Consider the following 18,843-nt stretch of genomic DNA (forward strand, 5'->3'; position numbering starts at 1 on the left):
GGTTGAGTCTGAGTGCGCGGTCAGGGATGGAGTGATCCGGGCTGCGGGCGCCCGCAGCCCGGATCACTCCATCCCTGACCGCGCACTCAGACTCAACCGACACCTGTGGAGTATCGTGGAGCCAATTGCATGCAGACGCATGGATACGGACTCGCCGACCACACGGCCTCCGAGCCCATCCCTCTTCGAGCAGGAGTCGTCATGACCACCACCAGCACCCGCTTCACCGACCGCGTCGTCCTCATCACCGGAGGTGGATCCGGCCTGGGCCGCGCCGCAGCCGTCCGCCTCGCCCAGGAGGGCGCGAAGCTCGCCCTCGTCGACATCTCCGAGCAGGGCCTCGCCGCCACGGTCGACGTCCTGCCCGAGGGCACCGAGTCGATCACCGTCCTCGCCGACGTGTCGAAGGAGGCGGACGTGGACGCCTATGTCGCGCGCACCCTCGAGGCCTTCGGCCGGATCGACGGCTTCTTCAACAACGCCGGCATCGAGGGCCGCCAGAACCTCACCGAGAACTTCACGGCCGACGAGTTCGACAAGGTCGTCGCGATCAACCTCCGCGGCGTGTTCCTCGGCCTCGAGAAGGTGCTGAAGGTGATGCGCGAGCAGGGCTCGGGCATGGTCGTCAACACCGCGAGCGTCGGCGGCATCACCGCGATCGGCAACCAGTCCGGCTACGCGGCCGCCAAGCACGGCGTCGTCGGCCTCACCCGCAACTCCGCGATCGAGTACGGCGAGTTCGGCATCCGCATCAACGCGATCGCGCCCGGGGCCATCTGGACCCCGATGGTCGAGAACTCGATGAAGCAGCTCGACCCGCAGAACCCGCGCAAGGCGGCCGAGGAGTTCATCCAGGTCAACCCGACCAAGCGCTACGGCGAGGCCGACGAGATCGCCTCGGTCGTCGCCTTCCTCCTCTCGGACGACGCCTCGTACGTGAACGCGACCGTCCTCCCGATCGACGGCGGTCAGTCCATCAAGTACTGAGGTCCCGCGGAGGGAGCGGAGGGAGCGCCTGCTGCGGCGGGCGAGCCCTCCGCTCTCCCGCTGACGCCGCGTCCTTCGCGAAACGGACTCGACCGCTCCTCCACAGGTGCTCCCTCCGACGGACATCCCCACCGGGCCTCCCCCACGCAGCACCCGGCACCGCAGCGGGAGCAGAATGGGGGTCGGTCCCGCCAGCGGCCGGACCTCGACCGCTACGGAGACATGCATGAACCCCACCGGGAGCTTCCGCGCCGCCCGCGACACCCTCCTGCAGCACCGCCGCGATGCGGTCGCCGCGAACGAGGCCTTCCAGTGGCCGGACGTCGGGCCCCGCTTCAACTGGGCGGTGGACTGGTTCGACGCGATCGCCATCGGCAACGAGCGCCCCGCCCTCTGGATCGTGGAGGAGGACGGCTCCGAGGAGAAGTACTCCTTCGACCGGATGCGCTGGCGCTCCGACGAGGTCGCCGCCTGGCTCCACTCGGTCGGCGTCGAGCAGGGCGATCACGTGATGCTCATGCTCGGCAACCGCCTCGAGCTCTGGGAGTCGATGCTCGCGATCATGAAGCTCGGCGCGGTCATCCTCCCCACGACGACCCTGCTCTCACCCGCCGACCTGGCCGACCGCCTCGAGCGCGGCGAGGTCGCGCACGTCATCGCGGACGCCTCCGAGACCGCCAAGTTCGACGAGATGGAGGGCGGCTTCGGCCGCATCGCGGTCGGCGGCGCCGTCGAGGGCTGGCTCGACTACGCCGACTCGCTCGAGCCCTTCGGCATCAGCCCGACCGTGGTCGTCCAGAGCTCCGATCCGTGCCTGATCTACTTCACCTCCGGCACCACCTCGAAGCCCAAGATGGTCGTGCACACGCACGAGTCGTACCCCGTCGGGCACCTCAGCACGATGTACTGGCTCGGCGTGCAGCCGGGCGACGTGCACATGGCGATCAGCTCGCCGGGCTGGGGCAAGCACGCGTGGAGCTGCTTCTTCGCGCCGTGGAACGCCGAGGCGACGGTGTTCGTCTACAACTACAGCCGCTTCTCCCCCACCGCTCTGCACCAGCAGCTCGACCGGGCCGAGGTCACCACGTTCTGCGCGCCGCCGACCGTGTGGCGGATGCTGATCCAGTCGGCGCTGGGAGCGAAGCCGCGCGCGCTGACCGAGATCCTCTCGGCGGGCGAGCCGCTCAACCCCGAGGTCATCGCGACCGTCGAGCGGGAGTGGGGACTCACCATCCGCGACGGCTACGGCCAGACCGAGACCACCGCGATCATCGCGAACCCGCCCGGCGCCCCCGTGGTCCCCGGAGCGATGGGCCGCGCGCTGCCCGGCGTCGCCATCGCCCTCGTCGATCCGCTGACCGGCGAGCCCGCCTCCACCGGTGAGATCTGCCTCGACCTGTCCGTCGAACCCGTCAACCTGATGTCCGGCTACCTCGGCGACGAGGACCGCACCGAGCGCGCCCGCGCGGACGGCTACTTCCACACCGGCGACGTGGCGGTCCGCGCGGTCGACGGCACGATCACCTTCGTCGGCCGCACCGACGACATCTTCAAGTCCTCCGACTTCAAGATCTCGCCGTTCGAGGTCGAGAGCGTGCTGCTGCAGCACCCCGCCGTCGCCGAGTCCGCAGTGGTCCCGGCTCCGGACGAGGTGCGCCACAGCGTGGTGAAGGCCTACGTCACCCTCGCCGACGGCTGGGAGCCGACCGCCGAGACGGCGAGCGCGATCTTCGCCCACACCCGCGAGCTGCTCTCCTCCTTCGAGCGGGTGCGGCGCGTCGAGTTCCACCCCCTGCCCAAGACGATCTCGGGCAAGATCCGCCGCGTCGAGCTGCGCGAGCGCGAGGAGGAGGCGTTCCGCCGCGGCGAGGAGATCCCCACGGAGTGGCGCGCCGACCGCCTCTAGGCGCGGCGGCCCTCGTCCGCCGATACACCGCCGGGATCGCCGAAGCACCGCTGAGACGGCGGCGCCTCGGCGGGGCGGTGGTGTCTCGGCGGGATGCGGTGGGCCGGGACGTCGGCCGCCGGTGACCAGCGGGAGCGGGTGCCGTCAGCACGGAACCAGCGCGGCGTCGGCGGCGTCCGGATCAGAGGCCGGCGATCAGCTCGGCGTCAGCGCGGGAGTACAGCGATCAGCTCGCCGTGGTCGCGGACGCCGGGGGCGCTGCGGCGGAGCGAGTGGGTCACCTCGAGGCAGGCCTGCTCGGCGAGGGCGCGCATCTCGGCGAGCGGATGGAACCACGCCGGTGCGACGGCGTGCGCGAACGCCTCCGAGCGCGGCCCTTCGAAGAAGCCGATCAGCAGGCTTCCGCCCGGTCGGAGGTGCGCGGCGAGCGCCGCGACCGCGCCGGGCAGCTCCGCCGGCGGCAGGTGGATGAGCGAGTACCACGCGAGAACGCCCCCGAGGCCGTCGACGTCGAGCTCGAGCGCCGAGCCGAGCCGGAACGGGACGTCCGGGAACCGCGCCCGCGCCAGAGCGACGAACTCCGGCACCGGGTCGACGCCGATAGCGGCGGCTCCGCGCCGCTGGAGGAACTCCGTCCAGTGCCCGGGCCCGCAGCCCACATCGGCGACCGTGCCCCCCAGCCCGTCGGCCCACGACCCGATCAGCTCGCGATCGGCCGCGGGCCCCGCGTCGACCGATCCGAGCAGCGCCGCGTACTCCTCCGCCCGCGCGCCGTACGCGTCCCGCACCTCGTCCATCCGGTGAGCGTAGGCCGTCTCGAAACAGCGCGCAGCGGGCACGCGGAGGCGCGTGGCACGTTCCGCGGTGCCGTTGGCACAGCTCGGCGGCACGGTCCACTGGCGCGTTCTGACGTTCTGGCGCGCCTGCCTCGTGAGCGTTCGCGCCCGGCCTCCCGAGGCGCTCCGCGAGGACGGATCATCGAGGTGCCGCGCCCCGTCCCCGCCCCGAAGGAGACCCGATGACCCCTGCCGACGCCGACGAGCAGGGGGAAGACGAGGGCGGCGTCGCGCTGCTCGCCTCGGGCGCGACCGCCCTGCTCCGCGCCGCTGGTCCTCATGGCGTCCGGAGGCGCCTCGAGGAGTCCCGCGCCCGCGCCGCGGCCCTCGGGGGAGGCCCGGGCGCGCGCGGATGCAGCGCTCCCGGCGTCCTCCCGGCCTGCCTGCGGGTCGTCGTCGGCGCCCTCCTCCTGCTGGCCGCCGGCCCGGCCTACACCGCGGCCGCCCTCGTCGCCGCAGCCCTCTGCGCACTCGCCCTCGCGCACGCCGTCCGCCGCTTCGCCCAGGACTCGGAGGGCGACCCGCCCGCCCCGGCCGCGGTCGCCGCCACGGCCGCGCTGCTCGCCTTCGCCACCGTCGCCGCGGCCCAGGGGATCCTCGGATTCACGGGCGTCCTGGCGCACCTCCGGGAGTTCGACCAGCAGGACCTGAGCTGGGCGGCCGCCCTCGTCGGAGTGGTCGCCGCGTGCGGCCTCCTGCAGCTGGCGGGACGCGCAGCGGAACCGGTGGCCGCACCGGCGGCGGGCGTCAGGCGGCGCGGCTGATGCTCGGAGCTCCGACGCTCGATGCGCCTCCGCACCTCGTCCTCGACGGCAGCGCGGTGCGGCTCGCGCCCGCGTGCGGCTCCGTCGCCGTGATCACCTTCTGGATGCAGTTCCACAACTCCGGCACCTCCGCCCTGCACGACCTCGCCCTGTTCTGCGGCTCCTTCACCGACGGCTCGGGCGCCGAGCTCGACTACGACGAGGCCCCGGTCACCGTCGTCGGCCGGCCCGAGCGGGTCGCCCCGGGAGCGGGGTTCGTGGCCGTCGCGCACTACACGATCGCGCCGCTGCGGGCGCCCCGGACGCTCCGCCACTCCATCGTGCTGCGGGGCCGCACGAGCGACGACCGGCCGTTCACCGACGTCGCCGCGCTCGAGGTCCACGTCGATCCGAGGCGCACCCCGGAGGTCAGGTTCCGTCCCCCGATGGCGGGATCCGACACCTTGCGGTGGAGGTGAGCGACGATGCGATCGCATGAAGACTTCTCACCACCGGGCCGGATCGGCCAGGGTAGAGGGATCGCGTCGTACGGAGGACGCGCCAGAGGAAAGGACTCCGCCGTGAGGGGAATCGCAGAAGGCAGCCGACCGATCGTCGATCGCGGGGTGTCCCGCCGGGACACGGCGGCGGCCGCGTGGCTGGCGCAGAGCGGCGTCGACGTCCGCGCGAACGGCGCGTTCCGCATCGTGGCCGACACCCTCTGCAGCGACGGCGTCGACGTGCTCCGGATCTGGCACTCGCCGGCCCGCCTGCACCGCACCTCCGCCGCCGGCCCGGGCGTCCGCCTGATCATCCCGCTCGAGGGCGCGCTCGTGATCCAGCCGGACGATCCGGCGGCGCTCGAGGTCCGCGTCGCGCCGGGTGACATCGCCTTCCTCCACTGCGACTCCCCGTTCACGATCGTGACCGACACCCCGAGCGCCCGCACCGAGATCGCCCTCGACCGCCCGCTGCTGGGCCTGGTCGACTCGGCCGACCGTGGCGCCGTCGTCACCGAGGCCGACGCGGCCAGCCGCGGAATCCTGCTCTCGACCGTCAACGCGACCTTCGGCTCCACCCTCGACGCCGACTCCCCCGCCTTCCCCCTGGTGCGGGCCGCCGTCGAGCAGCTGGCGGGCGCTGTGCTGGCGACCTCGCTGCCGCGCGAGAGCAGCGAGGACGTCTACACGCGCGCCCTCGCCCTGATCGCCGCGATGTCCACCGACCCCCGCCTCTCGGTCCAGGAGATCTGCGAGCGCCTCGGCGTCCCGAAGCGGACGCTGCAGCGCACCTTCGCGCGGAACGGCACCACCGTGTTCGACGAGATCCGCCGCGCACGCCTCACGACCGCGCGCGCCCTCCTCGGCGGGAGCGACTCCCCGCCCTCGCCCGAGCACGTGCTGAGCAGCTACGTCCGCTCGCAGCGCCTGCGCCGCGACCTGCTCCACCTCGAGACGGTGCCCGCCTCGAAGCTGGGCTGACGCCGGGGGCGAAGCTCTCCGGGTCGACAGCCCTGTCGGCGGCCGGCGACAAATGCGCGGGCGCACGCCTCCGGTCCGGAAGCTCCAGCTCGGTCGCACCGTCTCCGCAGCCGCCCCGCGCTCAGCCCGGGTACGGCACCGCCGCCGCCGGCCACCCCGAGGCCGCGAGCTCCGCGCGCAGACGGTGGTGGTGCTGCACCGCGCCGAGGGAGTCGGTGCGGAAGGCGATGGCGAGGGCCGCGTCGGCCCAGTAGGCGTCCCAGCCGGAGTAGCGCTCGAAGACGCGGTCGCCGACCGCGGCCAGCAGCTCCCAGGCCCGCGCCGCCGGGAGGTAGCCGGCGACGTAGGCGTAGCGGATCGCGCCGATCGTGCGCTCGGCGTCGCCCGCGAGCAGGAGCAGCGGCGGACGCCCGTCGACCGCCTGGGCGAGCTCGAGGAGGTGGAACTCGCTGCCGCCGGTGAGCGCGGCGACCCGGGAGCGCATCCGCTCGGCGTCGGCGGAGGCCGAGACCTCGGCGAAGCGGGTCGAGAGCGGCCCGCGGGTGAGCACGTCGGCGACCAGCAGCTCCACGTCGTCGGCCGAGGCGATGCGGAAGTCGCGGTCGAGCGCGACCCGGTGCTCGACGAGCGGATGCAGCGGCAGCTGCTGCCAGGGCGCTCCTTTCGCTCCGTCGGCGTAGCGGCGCCGCAGCTCCTCCGGGAGCTCGGCCCAGGAGGGCTGGAACGCGAGGGAGGAGTTCCAGCCGGCGAACGAGAAGTCGCTGACCGCGTCGAGCGCGAGCAGCTGCTGCTGGCGGAGGGACGGGGTCGGCGAGTCGGCCGCGCCGAGGTAGGCGAGCTGCTCGCGGCGCGGCGCGCGCGCATCCCACTGCTGGAAGCCGACCGTGGCGGCGAGCAGCCCGAAGGCCAGTGCGAACGCGAACGCCGTGAACGCGACGACGCTCTCGCCGCCGCCGAGCGCGAGCCCCCATGCGAAGCCGACCAGGCCCACCGGAGCCGCGAAGGCCGTCACCAGGAGGGCGCGGCGTCCGGCGCCCTGCCCGCGACGGTGCGCATCGGCCGCCCGCGCGTAGCGCAGCCGGGGTCGGACGGGGAACTCGACGTCTCCGGGATGGTTCTGCAGCGGCACGGTCGCAGCCTAGGGGCGCGGGTCGCGCCGATGTGTGCTTGCCTGGTCGCATGACTCTCGCCGAAGCACTCCTCGAGCGGGCCGACCTGCAGAAGCGGATCGAGGCCCTCCAGTCGCGGATCGTCGCGAACGCCTCCTACCAGGAGGGGGAGGAGCCGACCGAGGACCCGGCCGAGCTGCTCGCCGATTGCACGCGCGCACTGGGCGAGCTCAAGCGGCTGGTCACGGCGATCAACCTCACCAACGCGACGGCCACCACTCCCACCGGAGAGGTGCTGACCGCGGCGCTCGCCCGGCGCGAGGCCCTGCGCGCCCGGCACAGCCTCCTGACCCGCGCGGCCGACGCGGCCGCCGGCGAGCGCGGCTACCGCCAGCTCCGGAGCGAGCTGCGCCGCCTGCCCGCGCTGCCGGTGCGGGAGCTGCGCGAGCAGGCGGACGCCGTGGCGCGCGAGCTGCGCGGGCTCGACGCCGACGTCCAGAGGACGAACTGGGGGGTCGAGCTGCAGAGCTGACACGAGACGCGGTGAGTCGGTAGGCGCACCGGAGCGAGCACGCACCGTCGGGCCGGCGGTTCATCCGGCCCTCTGTCACGCGGTGGGCAGCGTCCCGGCTCCGGCCGTCACTCACAGCCCAGCACCGAGGACCGGTGACCGCGCAGACAGGACACCTCATCACCATGTGCTGGCCGGTGCGCCGAGGGCGGGTTCGGGGACCTCACCGCGTCTCGGGCGTGCGCGGACGCACGTAGGGTCGGGGCGGGATCTGCTCGAACGCGCACGTGGACGCACGCCGCGCTCGGGGCAGCGGCTCCTCGAACGGGCACGTGGACGCCTGCCGGGTCCGGGCCGGTGTCCGGCCGGTCGCGCCCGCCCTCCCCGCCGCTCAGTACTCGATGCGCCCGCGCCGGTCGTGGAACTCGCCCGTCGGCCCGTCGGAGCCGAGCAGGGCGAGCGCGACGGTCGCGTCCGTGCCCTCGGTGACGGTCTGGTGCCCGCCGTGTCCGTTGAAGTCGGTCGCGGTGTAGCCGGGGTCGCTCGCGTTGATCCGCATCGCCGGCAGGTTCTTCGCGTACTGCACGGTGAGCGCGACGACCGCCGCCTTCGATGCCGCGTAGGGGATCGCGGTGACGGGGAACTCGTCGTGGCCCTCGGTGCTCAGCCAGCGCGGCCAGCCGACTCCGGACGCCACGTTCACGACGGCCGGGGCCGCGGAGGCCTGCAGCAGCGGGAGCGCGGCCTGTGTGACGCGGACGATGCCGACGACGTTCGTCTCGAGGACGCCCGCCATCGCCTCCGGGGTGAGGTCGTCGACGCCGAACGAGGTGCCCAGCACTCCGGCGTTGTTGACGAGCACGTCGAGCCCGGGCAGGGAGGCGATCGCGGAGTCGACGCTCGCCTGATCGGTGACGTCGAGGCGGACGGGGTGGGCGCCGAGCGCGCGGGCGGCGTCGCCGTCGGCGGTGTCGCGCATGCCGGCGTAGACGGTGTGGCCCGCCTCGAGGAGTCGGCGGGCGGTCTCGAGGCCGAGGGAGCGGTTCGCTCCGGTGATGAGTGTCGTGGTCATGGGCCCATCCTGCGCGGGTGGTCGGGCCTCGACCAGGCCGCGCTCGACGGGGGGACCGGCAGTACCTGGCTCGGCGACGGCGGGCGGAGGAGGATGGGCGGCATGGAGGAGTTCGCCACGGTGCTGCGCTCGTGGCGCGACCGCATCCGTCCCGCCGACGTCGGCCTGCCCGCGGGCTCGAGCCGCCGCGCCACGGGCCTGCGCCGCGAGGAGCTGGCGGCGCTCTCGGGCGTGAGCGTCGACTACCTCGTGCGGCTCGAGCAGGGACGCGCACGGAACCCGTCGCCGTCGATGCTCCGCTCTCTCGCGGTGGCGCTCCGGCTCACGGACAGCGAGCGCGACCACCTCTACCGGGTCGCCGGCGCCGCCGTCCCCTCGCCGGGCGTCGTGCCGCAGCACGTGAGCCCGGGCGTGCAGCGGATCGTCGACCGCCTGGGCGACGTGCCGCTCGCGGTGTTCACGGCGGCCCACGACATCCTGCTGTGGAACCCGCTCTGGGCCGCCCTCAACGGCGACCCCTCGGTGTTCACCGGGCTGGAGCGGAACCTCGTCTGGCGGCACTTCACCTCGGGCCACGCGGGCACCGAGTTCGACGCGCAGCACGAGGAGGACTTCGCGAGCGACCTCGCGGCCGACCTGCGCGCGGCGACCGGACGCTACCCGCGCGATCCGGTGCTCGCCGCCCTCGTCGCCCGGCTGCGCGAGGAGTCGCCCGAGTTCGAGCGGCGCTGGGCGGAGGCGCGCATCGCCGAGCACCGCGCGAGCCGGAAGACGGTGACGCGGACGCCCGTCGGACCGGTCACGATCGACTGCGACGTGCTCACGGCTCCGGGCACCGACCTGCGGATCGTCGTCTACACGGTGGCGCCGGGCAGTGAGGACGAGGCGCGGCTCGACCTGCTGCGGGTGACGGGGCTGCAGGCGCTGAGCACGGCGCCGGCGTGAAGCGGACGGGCGCGGCTGGGGCGCGCACAGCGGAGCGGGGCGCTGGCTGGACCGGGCTGAGCTGAGTCGAGCGGGCTGAGCCGAGCCACCGGGCGGCGCAAGCCGGGCTCGTCCCACGGCGGGCGGGGCAGGCCGGGCTCGTCCCACGGCGGGCGGGACCGGCTCGGCGCGGCCGACGGCGCAACCTGCCGATGCGGGCGAGCGGCGGCGAGTGACGGCCGAGGTGGACGGCGAGACGCGTCCGCGGCGCCGACGTCCGCGTCCCCGGACCGCCCGCCACCCCTGCTCAGGACGAGCAGTACGCGGTGATGAACGCGTAGAGCTCGCCCTTCTGCTCGGGGGTCGCGGCGACGACGACGGTGCCCTGCCGGCCCGCGGTCTCGACGGTCATCGGCAGGCGGGTGCCGACCTTGTCCTCGGCGAGCGCGTGGGTGTCGCAGCGGGTGGGGACGGCGTCCAGGACCACGGAGTCGAGGGTCCCGGCGGGCACGGAGCGGTCGAGGGTCCAGGCGTCGGCGGCGTCGGGCGGCTGCAGCAGGATCGTGGCGTCGACGCTGCGGAGCACGAGGGGGGTGCCCCGGACGTCGGCGGTGATGGTGAGGCGGGCCGGCTCGTGCGCGGCGCCTCCGGACGTGTCGATCCGCAGGGCGAGGTCGGCGTCGACGGTGCGGGCGAAGCATCCGGACCGGGCGAGAGCGTCGACGAACGAGAAAGGGTCGTCGGCGGGGTACGCGTGCTCGCCGTGGCCGTCGATGGCGAGGACGACCTCGAGCGCGGCGGGCGCCTCCGCGGCCGGGCAGGCGGGCTCGGGCAGGTCGACGCGGAGGTCTCGCGAGGTCCCGTCGGGGACGCCCGTGCCGCCGGTCCAGGTGAGCGGGGCGGCGAGGCGCGAGTCCGTGAGGCGGGCCGCGGTGACCTCGATCGGGACGCCGCTGCCGTTGTGGACCTCGAAGGCCATGGTGCCGCCGGCGATGTCGGAGCGGTCCTGCTGGACGGAGACGGTGACCCCGGGAGCCGGGGCGGACGCGGCGGAGGAGCGGGCCGGGTCGGGGGCGGCCTGAGACGGGGTGGCGGTGGTCGCAGCCACGGTGGCCGCCGCGGTGCCGCTCGGGGCGCCCGTCGCGCCTCCCGGCGCGCAGGCCGCGAGGGCGGGCAGGAGGAGCAGCGCGGCGGCGAGGGCGCGGAGGCGTCGCATCGTGCCTCCCTCCGCTCGCCGTCAGTCTGGCGCCCCGGCCCCCTCTCCGCGAGCGGGCGCTCCGGCACCCCCGGCTCGATCGATGCGTCACGAACGGTCGCCACGGCGGCCGGATGACGACCGTTCGTGACGCATCGCCGGAGCGACGGGGGTGAGGACCCGGGGACGCGCACCCATCCGGGTGTGCGTCCGCTCCGAAGAGAGGCGGGGATTTCAGGAGGAGACAGATGGCACGCGGCAGATGGCACGTCGGCACGATCGTCGCGCGAGTGCGCGCATCCGCAGCGATCGGGGCCTCCGGGCTCGACGCGGTGGAGAGGGCGGAGCGCCGGGCCGAGGTCCTGCGCATCGCCGGAGGAGTCGACTCCGGTCGTCTCGGCGACGACCAGGCGATCGCGGCGTTCGGCCGGATCGTCGACGGCCTGCAGACCGACCTGCCCGGCTCGGCGCTCGGCGCCTAGCCCGCGAGGCCGGCGTCCCGGCACCCGCCCGGAGCGGACGCCCGCCGGGCCGACATCCCGAGCCTCCGCGCGGCGCTGAAATCCGGGGCGAGCGTGCCGACGGCCCACTGGGCGCGGAGACCCGCCAGCCCGGCACCCCGAGCGCCCGCCCGGCACCCCGAGCGCGTGCGCGCCGCGGAGCCCCGCTACCCCAGCGTCCCGAGCGCGATCCGCGGCAGCAGCCGCTGGATCGCGACGGCCGCCGCGCCGCGCGCCCACTCCACCAGCCCGCCGTCGTCGACGAGCAGCGCCAGGGGCGGAGCGTCCGGGTCGCGCGTGGCCGCGATCGCGGCGTCCACCACCGCGGCCTGCTCCGAGTAGAGGGCGACGCCCTCCCCGGCCAGGATCACCGTGCCGGACATCGAGAGGTTGCCGATCGCGGCGATCATCGTCCCGAGCGCGTTGCCGGAGTCGGCGAGGATGCGCTCGGCACCGGGGTCGCCCGCGCGAGCGGCGGCGAAGCCCTCGGCCAGGTTCAGCTCGCGGCCGGTGGCGACGAAGAGCTGGCGGAGGAGCGAGGGCAGGCTGAGCATCGCGGTCGAGCAGCCGCGGTGGCCGGCCTCGCAGACGGGCCCGGTGGGATCCAGCGGGTAGTGGCCGCCCAGGCCGAGCCCCGCCTCCGGGGGCGCGACCACCCGGTCGTGCACCACCAGTCCGTAGCCCACGCCCGCGCCGACGGTGAGCACCGCGAAGTGCGGGATGCCGCGGCCTCGCCCGAACCAGTGCTCGGCTCCCGTGAGCGCGACCACGTCGTTCTCGAGGGCGACCGGCAGCCCGAGGGCAGCGGAGAGCGGAGCGGCGAGGTCGACGTCGCGCCAGCCGAGGAACGGCGCGCGGCTCACCCGGCCGTCGGCGCCGATGCTCCCGCCGAGCGTCACGCCCAGGCCGGCGAAAGCGGAGGGGCCGCCGAGCTCGTCGACGACCGAGACGATCGCGGCGATCACGTCGGCGGGCTCCGTGCCGGGCAGCGGGCGGACCAGCTCCCGCTCGGTCCGCGCGCGCAGGTCGGTGCGGACGGCGAGGACCTCGGTGCCGGTGATCTTCACGCCCGCGAAGCTCAGCGCGTCGGCGCGGATGTCGAGCGGGCGGGCGGGGCGGCCGACTCCGGTGCTCTGCTCGGGGCCCTCGACGACCAGGCCGCCGTCGAGGAACGGGCGCGCGAGCCGGGTCAGGCTGGCGGGCGAGAGGCCGAGGCGGCGGCCGAGCTCGGCCCGCGAGACGGGACCGTGGATCAGGACCTCGCGCGCCAGGAGCTCGGAGGAGCTCCCGGAGGCGTCCTCGGCGACGATGGTGTCGGTCACGGGGCTCCTTCTTTCCGGCCTGGTAGAAAGCTACCGGCACTGCGCCGAACCAGGAACGGATCCGGCCACTCCTGCCGCTCTTGACACCCCTATTACTTCTGCTCTAGAAATAAGCCATGCACCGCAGCATCGCCCCCACGAACGACTCCTTGACCCTCTCCGGCCGGGAATCGCGCCTCTTCCACTTGCAGGACGGGGGCACCAGCGTCGTCGTCGACGCCCGCCTCGTCACCTTCCCCACTATCGTGCACTGGGGCGCCGCGCTCGGAGATCTTTCCGCCGCCGAACTATCCGCCCTGGCAGACGCCGCCCTCCCCCAGCGCGTCTCGGGCGGGCTCGACGCCTTCGCGCCGTTCGGCCTCGTCGCCGTCGAGGCCGACGGCTGGCAGCACGCCCCCACCTTCGAGGGCACCCACGAGCGCGCGGCCGCGTCGGAGCGGTTCGAGGTCGAGAGCATCGAGGCGCTCGGCTCCGCCCTCCGGACCGTCGCCACGGGCGCGGGCGTCCGGCTGACCGTGGACCTCGAGGTCGATGCGGCCGGCCTGCTCACCCAGCGCGCCCGGGTCGAGAACCTCGACGCCCGCCCGTTCCGCCTCGAGCGCTTCGAGCTCGGCTTCCCGCTCCCCGCGACCGCGCGCGAGATCCTCGACACCACCGGGCACCACCTCCGCGAGCGCCACCCGCAGCGCCGCCCACTGACCATCGGCGAGCACACCCGCCGCACCCGCCGCGGCCGTCCCGGCGCCGACGCGACCCTCCTCCTCGCCGCGGGCACGCCCGGCTTCGGCTGGGAGCGCGGGCTCGTGCACGGCGTCCACCTGGGCTGGAGCGGCGACACCTCGCTCCGCGCCGAGCGCACCGTCGAGGGCGTCTCGCTCCTCGCGGCCGGCGAGCTGCTGCGGCCCGCCGAGATCGAGCTCGCGCAGGGCGAGAGCTACGAGACCCCGGTCGCCTACGGCTCCTGGGGCGACGGGCTCAGCGCTCTGCAGGCCCGGTTCCACGCGTCGCTCCGCGCCCGCCCGCAGCACCCCGTCGCTCCGCGGCCCGTCACCCTCAACACCTGGGAGGCCGTCTACTTCGACCACGAGCTCGCTCGCCTCACCGCCCTCGCCGAGCGGGCCGCGCGGATCGGGGTCGAGCGCTTCGTGCTCGACGACGGCTGGTTCCTCGGCCGCCGCGACGACACCGCCGCGCTCGGCGACTGGACCGTCGATCCCGCGGTCTGGCCGGAGGGCCTCACCCCGCTGACGGACGTCGTCACCGGCCTGGGCATGCAGTTCGGCCTCTGGGTGGAGCCCGAGATGATCAGCCCCGACTCCGACCTGGCCCGCGCGCACCCGGAGTGGATCCTCGGCCCGGCCGGCCATCTCCCGGCCTCGGGGCGGCAGCAGCAGGTGCTCGATCTCTCGCAGCGCGGCGCGTTCGAGCACGTGCTCGACGCCCTCGACGCGCTGCTGATCGAGTACCCGATCGCGTACCTCAAGTGGGACCACAACCGCGACGTGATCGAGGCGGTCTCGCCCGCCACCGGTCGCTCCGCCGTCCACGAGAACGTGCTCGCGCTCTACCGCCTGCTCGACGAGCTGCGGTCCCGGCATCCCGGCGTCGAGATCGAGTCGTGCGCCTCCGGGGGCGCCCGCGTCGACCTCGGGATCCTCGCCCGCACCGACCGCATCTGGACGAGCGACTGCATCGACCCGCTCGAGCGGCAGACCATCCAGCCCTTCACCCAGCTGGTGGTGCCGCCCGAGCTGATGGGGCAGCACATCGGAGGGCCGCGGTCGCACTCGACGCAGCGCACCCACTCGCTCGCCTTCCGCGCCGGCACCGCGCTGCCCGGCCACCTCGGCATCGAGTGGGACGTCTCGGATCTCGCCCCCGCCGTCGAGGAGGAGCTGACCGCCTGGGTCGCCTTCCACCGCGAGCACCGGGCGCTGCTGCACACCGGGACGGTCGTGCGCGCCGACCTCGCCGACGACGCCGCCTCGCTCTCCGGAGTCGTCGCCGCCGACCGCTCCGCCGCCCTCTTCACCTTCACCCAGCTGCGCACCGGCGAGACCTACCCGCCCGGACGGATCACGCTCCCGGGCCTGGACCCGGAGCGCACCTACTCCGTAGCGCTCGCCCCGGTCACGTCGCCGCTCGGCGGCCCCGGGCAGTCGCCGCTCGGCTGGGCCGAGCACGGGACCGCGCTCCGCGGCCGTGTGCTGGGCACCGTCGGGCTCCAGGCCCCCGTCCTCGATCCGGAGCAGCTCGTCGTGCTCGTGCTCACCGCCCTCTGACCCGCCCTCCCGGCTCCGGAGCCGACCCCGCTCCCCCGCCGCCGCACCTGCTCTCGCACCGCCCTCCGCGGTCGAGCGCGCCCTGAGACCTGTCCCCACGCGCAAGGAGGCGCCGCATGTCCGCTCATCCGCATCCCCCCGGGTTCTCCCGGCGGCTGTTCCTCTCGGTGCCGCTCGCCGCGGCGTCCGCCGCGGCCCTCGCCTCCTGCGCCTCCCCCGGCGCCGGCGACGGAGTGACCACGCTCGACTTCTTCCAGTTCAAGGCGGAGGCGGTGGAGGACTTCGCGCGGATCATCCGCGAGTTCGAGGCGGCCAACCCGGACATCCGGGTCATCGCCAACAACGTGCCCGACCCCGACACGGCCATCCGCACCCTGCTCGTCAAGGACAAGGTGCCGGACGTGCTGACCCTGAACGGCAGCGGCTACTACGCCGACCTCGCGAAGGCCGGCGTGTTCCACGACTTCACCGGCGACGAGCTGGTCGAGCGGGTGAACCCGGCGGCCCTCGACATCCTCGCCGCCCTCGGCAGCTTCGAGGGGAAGGAGGTGAACGCGCTCGCCTTCGCGAACAACGCGGACGGGATCCTCTACAACCGCACGATCTTCGCCGAGAACGGGATCGAGGTGCCGACCACCTGGGACGAGCTGATCGCCGTCTGCGAGACGCTCACCGCCGCCGGGATCACTCCCTTCTACGGCGCCCTGCTCGACAACTGGACCGGCGCCCCCGCCTTCAACGCGCTCGGCGGGCAGCTGCAGCCGGACGGCTTCTTCGACGCGATGCGCGAGGAGGGAGCGGCGCTCGGCCCCGACTCCCCCGTCTCGTTCTCGAAGGACTACGCGACGACGATGGAGCGGCTCGGGCAGCTCTTCTCGTACACGCAGGAGGGCTCGTTCGGCCGCGGCTACGACGACGGCAACCAGGCCTTCGCCGCGGGCGAGGCGGCCATGTACCCGCAGGGCATCTGGGCGATCAACCCGGTGCGCACGAACAACCCTGACATCGACCTCGGCGTCTTCCCCTACCCGGTGCTCGACGACCCGGCGGACACGCAGGTCACCTCGGGCGTCGACGTGGCCGTCGCCATCGGCCGCGGCACTCCGAAGCTCGACGCGGCCCGCCGCTTCGTCGACTTCCTGCTGACCCCCGGAGTCGTCGAGCCGTACGTCGCGAGCCAGGCCGCCTTCTCGCCGCTGGTCGGCGCCGCACCCAACTCGGACCCCACGCTGGCCGAGCTGCAGCCCTACTTCGAGCAGGGACGGCTGATCGGCTTCGTCGACCACCAGATCCCCGCGAGCATCCCGCTCAACCCCACGCTCCAGGCGTTCCTCGCCAGCGGGGACGCCGACGCGGCGCTCCGGACCCTCGACAGTGAGTGGCGCAAAGTCGCGGCACGCACGACCAGGAAGTGACCCCATGACCACGACCACGACGGCCGCCGCGCAGGCGGTGGCGACCACTCCTCCGCCGCCCGCGCGCCGCAAGCGCACCATCGGCCGCACCTCGAAGACCTTCTACTGGATGACGGTCCCCGCCGTCCTGCTCTTCTTCGTGCTCCACACGGTCCCGGTCCTCACCGGAATCTTCTTCAGCTTCACGGACTACGCGGGCTATGGCTCCTGGGACCTGATCGGCGCCTCGAACTACCTCGCGCTCCTCCAGGACGACCGCGTCTGGAAGGCCTACGGGTTCACCTTCGGCTTCGCGATCGTGGCGACCGTGCTGGTGAACGTGATCTCGCTCGCCATCGCCGTCGCCCTCAACGCGCGGATCAAGTTCCAGACGGCGTTCCGCGGGATCTACTTCATCCCCTACGTGCTCTCGACCCTGGTCATCGGCTACGTGTTCCAGTACCTCTTCGCGAACTCGCTGCCGCAGATCCTCGGCGCGATCCCGGTGATCGGCGAGAACATCCTCGCGAACGCCGACTGGGCGTGGGTGGCGATCGTGGTGCTGGCGGTCTGGCAGGCCTCGGCCTTCTCGATCATCATCTACCTCGCCGGACTCCAGACGATCCCGGGCGAGCTCTACGAGGCGACCTCGCTCGACGGAGCGGGGAGGTGGCGGCAGTTCACCTCGATCACGTTCCCGCTGATCGCCTCCTTCTTCACGATCAACATGGTCATCTCGATGAAGAACTTCCTCCAGGTGTTCGACCACATCATCGCCCTCACCAACGGCGGTCCCGGCACCTCGACGGAGTCGATCACGCTGCTGATCTACCGCGGCGGCTTCCAGGGCGGCGAGTACGCCTATCAGACGGCCAACGCCGTCCTCTACTTCCTCATCATCATCGTGGTCTCGCTGATCCAGTTCCGAGTCCTCAGCCGCAGAGAGGCGTCGTTCTGATGACATCGACCATCACCCCCACGACCGCGATCGCCCTCGGCGAGCCCGAGGGGCGGCGCCGGCCCTCCCGCGACACCTACCGGATCAACTGGTGGGCGACCGCGCTCATCGCGGTCTGCTCGCTGACGATCCTCCTGCCGCTCTACTTCGCCGTCGTGACCGCGCTGAAGACGCCCGACCAGCTCGGCGGCACCGGGTTCGAGCTGCCGACCTCGATCTCGTGGGGCAACTTCGCCGAGGCGTGGACGGCGACCCGCTTCCCGCAGGCCTTCGTGAACACCGCGCTGATCACGGTCGGAGCCGTCGTGCTGACGCTGTTCTCGAACTCGATGGTCGCCTACGCGGTCGCCCGGAACATGCACAGGCCGTTCTTCAAGGGCGTCTACTTCTACCTGCTCGCCGCGGTCTTCGTGCCGTTCCCGATCATCATGCTGCCGGTGGTGAAGGAGACGGCCCTGCTGGGCCTGGACAACCAGGCCGGGCTGATCCTGCTCTACGCCGTGTTCGGGCTCTCGATCAACACGTTCATCTACACGGCCTTCATCCGCTCGATCCCCATCGAGCTCGAGGAGGCGGCGCGCACCGACGGCGCCTCGACCTGGCGGACCTACTGGCAGGTGATCTTCCCGCTGCTCGGCCCGATGAACGCGACCGTCGGGATCCTGACCTGCGTGTGGGCGTGGAACGACTTCATCCTGCCGCTCGTGGTGCTCTCGGACCCGTCCGCCCGCACCCTGCCGCTGGCCGAGTACGTCTTCCAGGGGCAGTTCAACACGAACTACACCGTCGCCTTCGCGTCCTACCTGATGGCGATGGCGCCGCTGCTGATCGTGTACCTCTTCGCGCAGCGCTGGGTGGTCAGCGGAGTGATGCGCGGGTCGATCAAGTAGCGGTCGCGGCGAGCGCCGCCTCGAGCAGGTCCGTGAGCACGGTGCCTCGCGAGCCCGCGTCCTCCGGGTGCCACTGCACGCACCAGAGCGGCGCGGACTCGTGCTCGAGGGCCTCGACGGTGCCGTCGTCGGCGCGGCCGACCACGACGAGGCCCTCGCCGGGACGGTCGACGGCCTGGTGGTGGGAGCTGCGGACGTCGAGCTCCGCGGCGCCGAGGATGCCGGCGAGGGCGCTGCCCGGCTCGAGCGCCACGCGGTGGTCGACCATCCCCGACAGGTGCTCGCCGGGGACCGACCGGCCCACGTGGCCGGCGCCGGGCAGGTGCTGCACGAGGTCGCCGCCGAGGGCGACGTTGACCAGCTGCATCCCGCGGCAGATCCCGACCAGCGGGGTCCGCGTCTCGACGGCCCGGCGGACGAGCGCGATCTGCGCGCGGTCGGCGGCGGGGAAGGACTGGCCGCGGTGCGGGTCGTCGGGTCGGCCGCCGTAGAGGGACGGGTCGACGTCCTCCCCTCCGGTGACCACGACGGCGTCGGCGGCGGCGAGCCGGCGCTCGAGCTCGGCGGCGCCGGCCTGCTCGGCAGGGACGCGGTCGACCACGAAGCCCGCGGCGGTGGCGGCCGAGACGACGCTCGCGGTCAGCAGCTGGAGCTCGATCTCGAACTCGGGGTCCTCGCGGCCGCCGTCGGCGACGTCGACGACGAGCAGGACGGGGCGGTCGGAGGCCATGCG

General features: G+C 73.6%; 18 protein-coding genes. 12 read left to right on the forward strand and 6 right to left on the reverse strand.

The window, feature by feature from the left end; genetic code table 11:
* Positions 1–201: 201 nt before the first annotated feature.
* Both C5C54_RS06430 and C5C54_RS06435 read left to right on the forward strand, forming a co-directional pair.
* Positions 202–987, forward strand: coding sequence for a glucose 1-dehydrogenase (locus tag C5C54_RS06430; protein WP_258063242.1), 786 nt, complete (start codon positions 202–204; stop codon positions 985–987).
* A gap of 226 nt (positions 988–1,213) precedes the next feature.
* Positions 1,214–2,893 (forward strand): AMP-binding protein, encoded by a 1,680-nt coding sequence (locus C5C54_RS06435; protein WP_104287985.1) that lies wholly within the window; start codon positions 1,214–1,216, stop codon positions 2,891–2,893.
* A gap of 206 nt (positions 2,894–3,099) precedes the next feature.
* Here C5C54_RS06435 and C5C54_RS06440 read toward each other — a convergent pair whose 3' ends face one another.
* Positions 3,100–3,690: a trans-aconitate 2-methyltransferase gene (locus tag C5C54_RS06440; RefSeq protein WP_104287986.1), complete on the reverse strand. Its 591-nt coding sequence runs from the start codon at positions 3,688–3,690 to the stop codon at positions 3,100–3,102.
* A 221-nt stretch (positions 3,691–3,911) separates the two neighbouring features.
* On the opposite strand from C5C54_RS06440, the gene C5C54_RS06445 reads away from it, so the two are divergent.
* The 3 genes from C5C54_RS06445 to C5C54_RS06455 all read left to right on the forward strand — a co-directional run bounded on the left by C5C54_RS06445 (position 3,912) and on the right by C5C54_RS06455 (position 5,953).
* Positions 3,912–4,493: a hypothetical protein gene (locus C5C54_RS06445; RefSeq protein ID WP_104287987.1), complete on the forward strand. Its 582-nt coding sequence runs from the start codon at positions 3,912–3,914 to the stop codon at positions 4,491–4,493.
* Entirely contained in the window at positions 4,493–4,951 is a 459-nt protein-coding gene (locus tag C5C54_RS06450) for a hypothetical protein (RefSeq protein ID WP_104227480.1), read from the forward strand. Before C5C54_RS06445 ends, C5C54_RS06450 begins: the two co-directional genes overlap by 1 nt.
* Before the next feature lie 147 nt (positions 4,952–5,098).
* Positions 5,099–5,953: a helix-turn-helix domain-containing protein gene (locus tag C5C54_RS06455; RefSeq protein WP_181027279.1), complete on the forward strand. Its 855-nt coding sequence runs from the start codon at positions 5,099–5,101 to the stop codon at positions 5,951–5,953.
* 121 nt (positions 5,954–6,074) lie between these two features.
* Here C5C54_RS06455 and C5C54_RS06460 read toward each other — a convergent pair whose 3' ends face one another.
* Positions 6,075–7,082 carry a DUF1266 domain-containing protein gene (locus C5C54_RS06460; RefSeq protein ID WP_104248304.1) on the reverse strand — a complete coding sequence of 336 codons (1,008 nt, stop codon included), beginning with the start codon at positions 7,080–7,082 and terminating at the stop codon, positions 6,075–6,077.
* A gap of 50 nt (positions 7,083–7,132) precedes the next feature.
* Here C5C54_RS06460 and C5C54_RS06465 point away from each other — a divergent pair, with 50 nt between their 5' ends.
* Complete coding sequence (locus C5C54_RS06465) at positions 7,133–7,594, forward strand: DIP1984 family protein (RefSeq protein ID WP_104287988.1); 462 nt, start codon at positions 7,133–7,135, stop codon at positions 7,592–7,594.
* Positions 7,595–7,964: 370 nt separating this feature from the next.
* On the opposite strand, the gene C5C54_RS06470 is transcribed toward C5C54_RS06465, so the two are convergent.
* On the reverse strand, positions 7,965–8,645 hold the full coding sequence (locus C5C54_RS06470) for an SDR family NAD(P)-dependent oxidoreductase (RefSeq protein ID WP_104287989.1): 681 nt from the start codon (positions 8,643–8,645) through the stop codon (positions 7,965–7,967).
* 102 nt (positions 8,646–8,747) lie between these two features.
* Here C5C54_RS06470 and C5C54_RS06475 point away from each other — a divergent pair, with 102 nt between their 5' ends.
* Positions 8,748–9,590, forward strand: coding sequence for a helix-turn-helix transcriptional regulator (locus C5C54_RS06475; RefSeq protein WP_104287990.1), 843 nt, complete (start codon positions 8,748–8,750; stop codon positions 9,588–9,590).
* Positions 9,591–9,876: 286 nt separating this feature from the next.
* Here the strand turns inward: C5C54_RS06475 and C5C54_RS06480 are convergent, their stop codons facing one another.
* Positions 9,877–10,785: a hypothetical protein gene (locus C5C54_RS06480; protein WP_104287991.1), complete on the reverse strand. Its 909-nt coding sequence runs from the start codon at positions 10,783–10,785 to the stop codon at positions 9,877–9,879.
* A 227-nt stretch (positions 10,786–11,012) separates the two neighbouring features.
* Here C5C54_RS06480 and C5C54_RS06485 point away from each other — a divergent pair, with 227 nt between their 5' ends.
* Entirely contained in the window at positions 11,013–11,246 is a 234-nt protein-coding gene (locus C5C54_RS06485) for a hypothetical protein (RefSeq protein ID WP_104287992.1), read from the forward strand.
* A 185-nt stretch (positions 11,247–11,431) separates the two neighbouring features.
* Here C5C54_RS06485 and C5C54_RS06490 read toward each other — a convergent pair whose 3' ends face one another.
* A complete protein-coding gene (locus C5C54_RS06490) occupies positions 11,432–12,586 on the reverse strand; it encodes an ROK family transcriptional regulator (RefSeq protein ID WP_104287993.1) in 1,155 nt (384 codons plus the stop codon).
* A 116-nt stretch (positions 12,587–12,702) separates the two neighbouring features.
* Here C5C54_RS06490 and C5C54_RS06495 point away from each other — a divergent pair, with 116 nt between their 5' ends.
* The 4 genes from C5C54_RS06495 to C5C54_RS06510 all read left to right on the forward strand — a co-directional run bounded on the left by C5C54_RS06495 (position 12,703) and on the right by C5C54_RS06510 (position 18,110).
* The gene (locus tag C5C54_RS06495; protein ID WP_104287994.1) at positions 12,703–14,868 is read left to right on the forward strand and encodes an alpha-galactosidase; all 2,166 of its coding nucleotides are present in this window, start codon (positions 12,703–12,705) and stop codon (positions 14,866–14,868) included.
* 116 nt (positions 14,869–14,984) lie between these two features.
* Positions 14,985–16,283 (forward strand): ABC transporter substrate-binding protein, encoded by a 1,299-nt coding sequence (locus C5C54_RS06500; protein WP_104287995.1) that lies wholly within the window; start codon positions 14,985–14,987, stop codon positions 16,281–16,283.
* A 4-nt stretch (positions 16,284–16,287) separates the two neighbouring features.
* Complete coding sequence (locus C5C54_RS06505; RefSeq protein ID WP_104225874.1) at positions 16,288–17,220, forward strand: carbohydrate ABC transporter permease; 933 nt, start codon at positions 16,288–16,290, stop codon at positions 17,218–17,220.
* Positions 17,220–18,110, forward strand: a complete 891-nt coding sequence (locus C5C54_RS06510; protein WP_347877594.1) for a carbohydrate ABC transporter permease — start codon at positions 17,220–17,222, stop codon at positions 18,108–18,110. The genes C5C54_RS06505 and C5C54_RS06510 overlap by 1 nt, the downstream gene beginning before the upstream one ends.
* Here C5C54_RS06510 and C5C54_RS06515 read toward each other — a convergent pair.
* Positions 18,103–18,840 carry a gamma-glutamyl-gamma-aminobutyrate hydrolase family protein gene (locus tag C5C54_RS06515; RefSeq protein WP_104287996.1) on the reverse strand — a complete coding sequence of 246 codons (738 nt, stop codon included), beginning with the start codon at positions 18,838–18,840 and terminating at the stop codon, positions 18,103–18,105. The two genes, C5C54_RS06510 and C5C54_RS06515, sit on opposite strands and share 8 nt — an antisense overlap.
* Positions 18,841–18,843: the final 3 nt, after the last annotated feature.

This window comes from Rathayibacter sp. AY1F2 (genome assembly GCF_002930885.1).
Classification (GTDB): Bacteria; Actinomycetota; Actinomycetes; order Actinomycetales; family Microbacteriaceae; genus Rathayibacter.